Source organism: Pseudodesulfovibrio karagichevae (genome assembly GCF_041414475.1).
Lineage (GTDB): Bacteria > Desulfobacterota > Desulfovibrionia > Desulfovibrionales > Desulfovibrionaceae > Pseudodesulfovibrio > Pseudodesulfovibrio karagichevae.
This window is the reverse complement of sequence record NZ_JBGLYH010000006.1, coordinates 104,020-111,428: the sequence shown is the minus strand read 5'-3', so window position 1 is coordinate 111,428 and position 7,409 is coordinate 104,020. Positions and strand designations below refer to the sequence as shown.

7 protein-coding genes are annotated in these 7,409 nt (G+C 66.5%); 5 read left to right on the top strand and 2 right to left on the bottom strand.

Annotated features, from left to right (window positions below; all coding sequences use genetic code 11):
• Nucleotides 1–304: 304 nt before the first annotated feature.
• Complete coding sequence (locus tag AB6M95_RS04065) at nt 305–1,189, bottom strand: DMT family transporter (protein WP_371385455.1); 885 nt, start codon at nt 1,187–1,189, stop codon at nt 305–307.
• A 24-nt stretch (nt 1,190–1,213) separates the two neighbouring features.
• A complete protein-coding gene (locus AB6M95_RS04060) occupies nt 1,214–2,053 on the bottom strand; it encodes an AraC family transcriptional regulator (protein WP_371385454.1) in 840 nt (279 codons plus the stop codon).
• 121 nt (nt 2,054–2,174) lie between these two features.
• Between AB6M95_RS04060 and AB6M95_RS04055 the strand changes: the two genes are divergently transcribed.
• The 5 genes from AB6M95_RS04055 to AB6M95_RS04035 all read left to right on the top strand — a co-directional run bounded on the left by AB6M95_RS04055 (nt 2,175) and on the right by AB6M95_RS04035 (nt 7,265).
• On the top strand, nt 2,175–3,206 hold the full coding sequence (locus AB6M95_RS04055; RefSeq protein ID WP_371385453.1) for a DUF2157 domain-containing protein: 1,032 nt from the start codon (nt 2,175–2,177) through the stop codon (nt 3,204–3,206).
• 115 nt (nt 3,207–3,321) lie between these two features.
• Nucleotides 3,322–4,965 (top strand): arginine--tRNA ligase, encoded by a 1,644-nt coding sequence (argS, locus tag AB6M95_RS04050; RefSeq protein ID WP_371385452.1) that lies wholly within the window; start codon nt 3,322–3,324, stop codon nt 4,963–4,965.
• Nucleotides 4,966–4,997: 32 nt separating this feature from the next.
• Nucleotides 4,998–5,717, top strand: coding sequence for an SPOR domain-containing protein (locus AB6M95_RS04045; RefSeq protein ID WP_371385451.1), 720 nt, complete (start codon nt 4,998–5,000; stop codon nt 5,715–5,717).
• 82 nt (nt 5,718–5,799) lie between these two features.
• Nucleotides 5,800–6,588, top strand: a complete 789-nt coding sequence (locus tag AB6M95_RS04040) for an alpha/beta fold hydrolase (protein WP_371385450.1) — start codon at nt 5,800–5,802, stop codon at nt 6,586–6,588.
• 26 nt (nt 6,589–6,614) lie between these two features.
• Entirely contained in the window at nt 6,615–7,265 is a 651-nt protein-coding gene (locus AB6M95_RS04035; RefSeq protein ID WP_371385449.1) for a CatB-related O-acetyltransferase, read from the top strand.
• Nucleotides 7,266–7,409 lie beyond the last annotated feature (144 nt).

The window sequence follows — 7,409 nt, the reverse complement described above, 5'->3', positions numbered from 1 at the left end:
AAAAACCCTTTGAAAAGGGTTGTTTCCTCCCCTTCCCCCGGACCCCCATCCCCTCCTTTTCCTAAACTTTCTGTGCCGCGCGCGGATAGTGCGGGCGCGGGGTTTTTTCTGTCTTTTCATCGTAGGGAAACGCCGCGAACCCATAGGGACACGTTTTATCAAGCTACACCCGCCTCCCCGAGGAGCGGCACAACTCTATGCCCCCGCACGTCCCTGCCGAAGGCACGTAAAAAGTTTAGGAGGGGGGTCCAGGGGGGAACCCTTTTCAAAGGGTTCCCCCCTGGCCGCCGGAGGCATTCTTCTCCTATCTCGATATCAGCACGATCCCGCCCAGGACGCAGGCGCAGCCGGTGAGTTGTTGCCAGCCGATGGGTTCGTGGAGCACGAGGGCGGACAGGACCAGGGCGGACACGGGCATGATGGCGGTGAATACGCCCGCGGTGGACGGCGGCACCTTGGTGATGCCCGCGAACCAGAAGAGGTAGGCGAGCACGGTGACGAACGCGCCGTAGTAGAAGACCACGAGCCAGCCTGTGGCGGAGATGGCGGCGAGGTCGGCGTGGACGGCCTCGTACACGCCCATGGGCAGGAACCAGAGCAGGCCGAACAGGGAGATGATCGTGGACACGGCCAGGGGGGAGAGCGGTTCGGGCACGGTCTTGCGGATGAGCAGGAACAGGGATTCGAAGAGCACGGCGGCCAGGACAAGCAGGTTGCCGAGAACCGGGTTCGCGCCGCCGGGCGCGCCGTGCGGGGCGGCCTGGACGAGGTTGATGACCAGCACGCCCGTCATGGACAGGGTGATGCCCATGAGCACCCGGCGCGACGGGCGGTCTTTCAGGAAGAGCCAGGCGATGAGCCCCATGCAGGCCGGGGTGGTCGAGGTGATGATGCCAGCCGAGGCCGGGCCGGTCCGGGTCAGGCCGTAGAGCAGGAAGACCGTGAACAGGAACGAGCCGCACAGGGACTGGACGGCCAGCTTTGCCCAGGTCCTGCGCGAGAGGCGGGGCAGGCCGCCTTCGCGCAACCGGACGATGGGCAGGAGGATGACCAGGGCCAGGGCGAAGCGCAGGGCCGAGGCCATGAACACGGGCAGCTCGTCGACCATGATCTTGCCGGCCACCACGGAGCTGCCGACCAGGATCATGGCCAGGGAGAGATTGAGATAGGCGTAGTGTTTTTCGGACATGGCCGGAGCATGCCCGAACCGGGATCAGGAGTTTTGAAGCATCTTGCGGTATTTGGCGGGGGTGACGCCGGTCTGGCGTTTGAACAGGCGGGTCAGGTGTGCCTGGTCCGCGAACCCGCAGTCCATGGCGATGTCGGCCACGCGCTCGTCCCCGGCCAGCCGGTGGCGGGCGTGCTCCACGCGGGTCTGGGTCAGGTAGGCGTGGGGCGTGATGCCGAGCTGGTTCTCGAAGACGCGCACCAGGTGGAAGGGGGACAGCCCGGCCTCGCGGGCCAGGTCGGACAGAGGCACGTCCTCGGCGAAGCGGTCCTCGATGATCTCGCGGGCCCGGTTCACGGCCCGGTGTTCGCGCCCGGTGCGGGGCTCGTTGCCGGGCTCGTCCGCGTGCCGCCTGATCCAGGCTTCGAGCAGGCGCAACAGGCGCGTCTCCTTTTCCATGAGCGAGGTCTCGGGCAGCTCCAGCCGCCTGTGGGTGTGGTCGATCAGGGCGGCCAGGGCCGGGTCGTCGAGCACGCCCGCGCGGAAGTGGGGCAGGTTCGGGCGGGGCATGAGCTCACGGGCGGCGGCCATGAGCGCCTCGGGCGCGAGGTAGAACATGCGGTAGGCCCAGCCGGATTCCTCCGCGCCATGGCCGTCGTGGGGCTCGCCCGGCACCACCAGGTTGACCTGGCCGCGCGCGGCCACCACGGACTCGCCGCGATAGGAGAAGCGCATGGCCCCGTCCTCGATGCAGCCCACGGCGAACCCCTCGTGGAAGTGCCGGGAGAAGCGCTGGGTCACGAAGCGGGCGCGCAGCAGCTCCACCCCGCCCCAGAAGGGCAGGGTCGAGACGCACGCGGTTTCCTTTGACGGTGAACGGACCATGAGTCGATCATCGCCCAGCCCGGGGAGAAAGGCAAATGGCCGGGAGAGGCGGGCCGATATCGGCCAAGGTGTTGACCTCCGAGGATATTCCCGGCTAGGACGGAGGAAACCGGGAGAGCCGATGAAATTTACACAAAAGGACCTGGACGGGGCGGTACGGGCGGGCGTCATCGCGCGGGAGACGCGCGACGCCCTGGTGGCCTTCCTCGAGGACGGGCGCGAGGGCGCTCCGGCCTTTACCATGGCCAACGTGCTGTACTACCTCGGCGGGCTCATCGTCATCGGGGCCATGACCATCTTCGTCACCGACGCCTGGGGGCGTCTCGGCGGGTGGGGGCATCTGCTCATAGGCGCGGGGTACGGGCTGGGCTTCCTGTTCATGGGCAACTGGCTGTGGAAGGGCAGGGGGCAGCGCGTGCCCGGCGGCATCCTGGTCACGGCGGCGGTCTGCATGACCCCGCTGGTCGTGTACGGCATGCAGGAGATGTCCGGCTGGTGGGCCTGGGACGAGCCGGGCATGTATGAGGATTTCTACCGCTGGATCAAGGGCGGCTGGTTCTTCATGGAGGTCGGCACGGTCGTGGCGGGCCTGTTGGCCCTGCGCCGGTTCCGGTTCCCGTTCGTCACCCTGCCCATCGCGTTCTGCCTGTGGTTCATGTCCATGGACCTGACGGCCGTGCTCTACGGCCCGGACTTTTCCTGGGATCAGCGCAAGATCGTCTCCCTGTGCTTCGGGCTGGCCATGCTCGTGACCGGCTATCTGGTCGACCGCCGCACCCGGCAGGACTTCGCCTTCTGGGTGTACCTGTTCGGCATGCTGGCCTTCTGGGGCGGGCTGACGAGCCTGGACAGCGACTCGGAGACGGGCAAGTTCGTCTACTGCTGCGTCAACCTGCTGCTCATGGTGGTGTCCGTGATCCTGCAACGGCGGGTGTTCATCGTCTTCGGAGCCTTGGGCGTGTCCATCTATCTCGGGCACCTCGCGGCGGACGTGTTCGACGACACCCTGTCCTTTTCCTTCGCCCTGAGCGGCCTGGGGTTGCTCGTCATCCTGGCCGGGCTCCAGTACCACAAGCATCGGGAGGCCATCGAGGAGAAGGCCCTGCGCCTGCTCCCGGCAGCCATCCGACGAACGCTCCCCCGTTATCGTTAAAGACGCCTCCGGCTCCCGTTTTCCGGCCGCCGGGGGTCCCGCTTCTGTACTTGGATTGCCTCGGGTTTCGTGCTAGAGGCTTCGCCACGAGCTTTGTTTAAGGAGATATACTCGGATGAGAGCGAAAATACATTTGGAAGGAGCGCTGAAGCAGGCGCTTGAGGGCTTCGGCTGGCCGTGGCCCGAAAAGGCGGTCATCGAGCCGCCCAAGGACAGTTCCTTCGGCGACATGTCGGCCAACGTGGCCATGATGCTGGCCAAGGAAGCGAAGAAGGCCCCGCGCGCGGTGGCCGAGGACATCAAAGGTGCGCTGGCTAACGATCCGCTCATCGAGAAGATCGAGATCGCCGGGCCGGGCTTCCTGAATTTCACCTTCGCCCCCGCCTTCTGGCGCGAGACCGTGGGCGCCATCCTGGACCAGGGCGAGGCCTACGGCTCCTCGACCCTGGGCAACGGCACCAAGGTGCAGGTGGAGTACGTGTCCGCCAACCCCACCGGGCCGCTGCACATCGGCCACGGACGCGGCGCGGCGCTGGGCGACTCCCTGACCCGCATCCTGGAAAAGGCCGGGTACGAGGTCGAGGCCGAATACTACATCAACGACGCGGGCCGCCAGATGCTCATCCTGGGCGGCTCCATCCTGTACCGCGCCCGCCAGATCGCGGGGCTCAATCCGGCCGAGCCCGAGGATTATTACAAGGGCGAGTACATCACCGACATCGCCCGCGACCTGATGGCCGAGCGGCCCGACCTGCTCGACCTGCCCGAGGCCGAGGCCACGGAGGTCTGCAAGGTCTACGGCAAGGACATCATCCTGGAGGGCATCAAGGAAGACCTGGCCGCCTTCCACGTGCGCCACGACGTGTGGTTTTCGGAGAAATCCCTGGTGGACGACGGCAAGGTGGACGAAACCTTCGCCGACCTGACCGCCTCCGGCATGGGCTACGCGGCCGACGGCGCGTTCTGGTTCAAGTCCACCACGCTTGGCGACGACAAGGACCGCGTGCTGCGCAAGAGTAACGGCGACACCACCTATTTCGCGTCCGACATCGCCTACCACGACAACAAGTTCAAGCGCGGCTTCGACCTGGTCATCGACATCTGGGGCGCGGACCATCACGGCTACGTGCCGCGCATGATGGCGGCCTGCGAGGCGCTCGGCAAGCCGGGCGGCCTGTCCGTCATCCTGGTCAACCTGGTCAACCTGCTGCGCGACGGCCAGCCCATTGCCATGTCCACCCGCGCGGGCCAGTTCGAGACCCTCAAGGACGTGGTCGACGAGGTCGGCTCCGACGCGGCCCGGTTCATGTTCCTGTCGCGCAAGTCCGATTCCAAGCTCGATTTCGACCTGGAGCTGGTCAAGCAGAAGACCATGGACAACCCGGTCTACTACGTGCAGTACGGCCACGCGCGCATCCGCTCCCTGGACCGCAAGGCCGAGGAGGCCGGTATCAAGGCGGCGACCGTCAATCCGGATTCCCTGGCCCTGCTCGACACCGAGTGGGACATGGAGATGCTCAAGCTCCTGGACCAGTACCCGGACTATGTGGAGGCCGCGGCAAAGGCCCAGACCCCGCATCTGATCTCCATGTATTTGCAGGAGCTTGCCTCAACGCTCCACAGGTACTATACCAATTGTCATGTGCTCAGCGCCGAGCCCGAAGTGGCCTCGGCACGGCTCATGCTGCTTGACTGCGTGGCCGGTGTGGTCGCGAGCGGCCTCGGCCTGCTGGGCGTGAACGCCCCGGAATCCATGTAGCGGCTCGGCGAACCCCAAAGCGGACGAGGAATATGGCGGACAATCTGGAACCGAAATACAAGGTCAAAGTGCCCAAGCTCAACGCGGCCAGGAAGAAGTACGACTTCTCCCTGTCCCTGTCGGGCATGATCAGCATCACGGGGGTGGGCGTCCTGGCGCTGACCTTCTTCTTCGTCATGGGCATCCTCATCGGGCGCGGCTACCGGCCCGAGGCCGACGTGCCGCCCCTCAAGGAGCTCATGCCCGACGCCGAGCACGGCCAGCTGGCCGCGGAGAATACGCCTCCCAAAGTCCTGACCCTGGAGGAGCTGGACTACCAGGACCGCCTCAAGGCCTCGCCCCAGCAGATGCTCGACGGCCCCGATGAGGCCAAGGCGAAGCCCGAGCCCAAGCCCGTGGCAGCGCCCGAAACTAAGCCCGAGCCCAAGCCGGAAGCCAAGTCCGCTCCGGCCGCCGCGCCTCAGCCTGAAACGGCCACGCCCGCCCCGGCGCAGCCCGGCGAGGCGGTTTTCGACTACGTCTACCAGGTGGCCTCGTTCCGCAAGGCGGACATGGCCACCGGGCTGCGCGACAAGCTGGCCGCAGCGGGGTTGAAGGCCCGGGTCGAGTCCGGCGAGGCCAAGGGGTCCACCTGGCACCGCGTCCAGGTGCTGCACCACGGCACGCCCGCCTCCACGTCGGAGATGAAGGCGACGCTGGCCAAGTTCGGCATAGCCAAGCCGCTGCTCAAGAAGAAGTCCGCCTCAAAATAAGGGGCGGGACGAGATATTCCAAAGGGCTGCGCGGTGATCCGGGCGGCCCTTTTTTTCGGACTTCAACAGGGAAGGAAAAAGCATGCCGACGAATACATCGACAAACGACAGGCCGGGCATCGTCCTGTTCGTGCACGGCGCCTTGGCCGACGAGCGGGTCTGGCAGGAGCACATCGGCCTGTTTCGGGGCGAACAGGAGGCTTCGGCCGTCACCCTGCGCCACTTCGGCGTACACGGCGACCGGGACCAGGGAGAGTTCGGCCTGAACACCCACGCCGACGACCTGGCGGGCGAGTTGGCCCGGCTGGCCGTTCACGGGCCGGTGCACGTGGTGGCCTGGTCCTACGGCGCGGACGTGGCCCTCAACGCCGTGGTCCGCCATCCCGGCAGGGCCGCCAGCCTGCTGGTCTACGAGCCGGGGTATCCCGGCTGCCTGAGCGAGGAGGAGATGCACGTCTTCGGCCGGGATGCCGGGGCCATGTTCGGCCCGATTTTCGCGCTGGTCGGCGATGGGCTGATCCCCCAGGCCGTGGAGGCCCTGGTGGACAAGTCCGCAGGCCGGATGGGATATTTCGCGGCCCAGCCCGAAGCCGTGCGCAACCAGCAGCTGGAAAACGGCCACACCCTGCGCCGTCAGCTGCATCAGCAGGAGACCCCGGACCTGGGCGTCGCCCGGCTCGCCGAAATCGACATCCCGCTGACCGTGGCCTGGGGCGAGGACTCCCGGCCGCTCTTTCGGGCCGTGAGCGTGGGCGTGGCCCGCGCCGTGCCCGGGGCCCGCGTCCATCCGGTGGACCGGGCCAACCACATGCTGCCCGTCGAGTCCCCGCGCCGGTTCGTGGATATCGTCCGTCAACACCTCGGGGCCTGACAGCCGCCCCGCAAAAGGAGCCCATCATGCTTGATCCCAATACCCGCCACCCCATGGTCCTGCCGGACGGCACGGTCGTGAAGACCGTGGTCAACCTGAACCAGGTCATCGACCATCCGCGCATGGAGATCGGCGACTTCAGCTATTATTCCAACTTCAACCCGGTGGAGGACTACGCGGCGGCCATCGCGCCGTACCTCTTCCCGCTCAGCCCGGAACGGCTGGTCATCGGCCGGTTCGTCCAGATCGCCCACGGCGCGGTCTTCGTCACCAGTTCGGCCAACCACGCGACCCACGGGTTCTCGACCTATCCCTTCTGGAACTTCACCATGACCCCGGAGACCGGGTTCGACGAGGTCAAGGCGTTGTTCAACATGCCGGGTCGCAAGGGCGACACGGTCATCGGCAACGACGTCTGGATCGGCATGGAGGCCGTGGTCATGCCGGGCGTGACCATCGGCGACGGCGCGATCATCGGCGCGCGGGCCGTGGTTTCGCGCGACGTGGCCCCCTACACCGTGGTCGCGGGCAACCCCGCCCGCGAGGTGCGCAGGCGGTTCGACCCGGAGATCGTGGACCGGCTGCTGACCATCCGCTGGTGGGATTGGCCGCTTGAGAAGATCATGGCCAAACGCGACGCCATTTCCGGCGCGGACCTGGACGCCCTGGAGGGCTGAGGGGGGCAAAATCAGGTGTTGAAGGCCGCTTCGCGGCGATTGTCGGGTGACTTCGCCTCCGGCGGGTAAAGGTTCGCACCCTTGCATCCCATGCTGCGCCTTCGGCGCATTGCGTGGTGCAAAAAAAGGCCGCCTGGATTATCC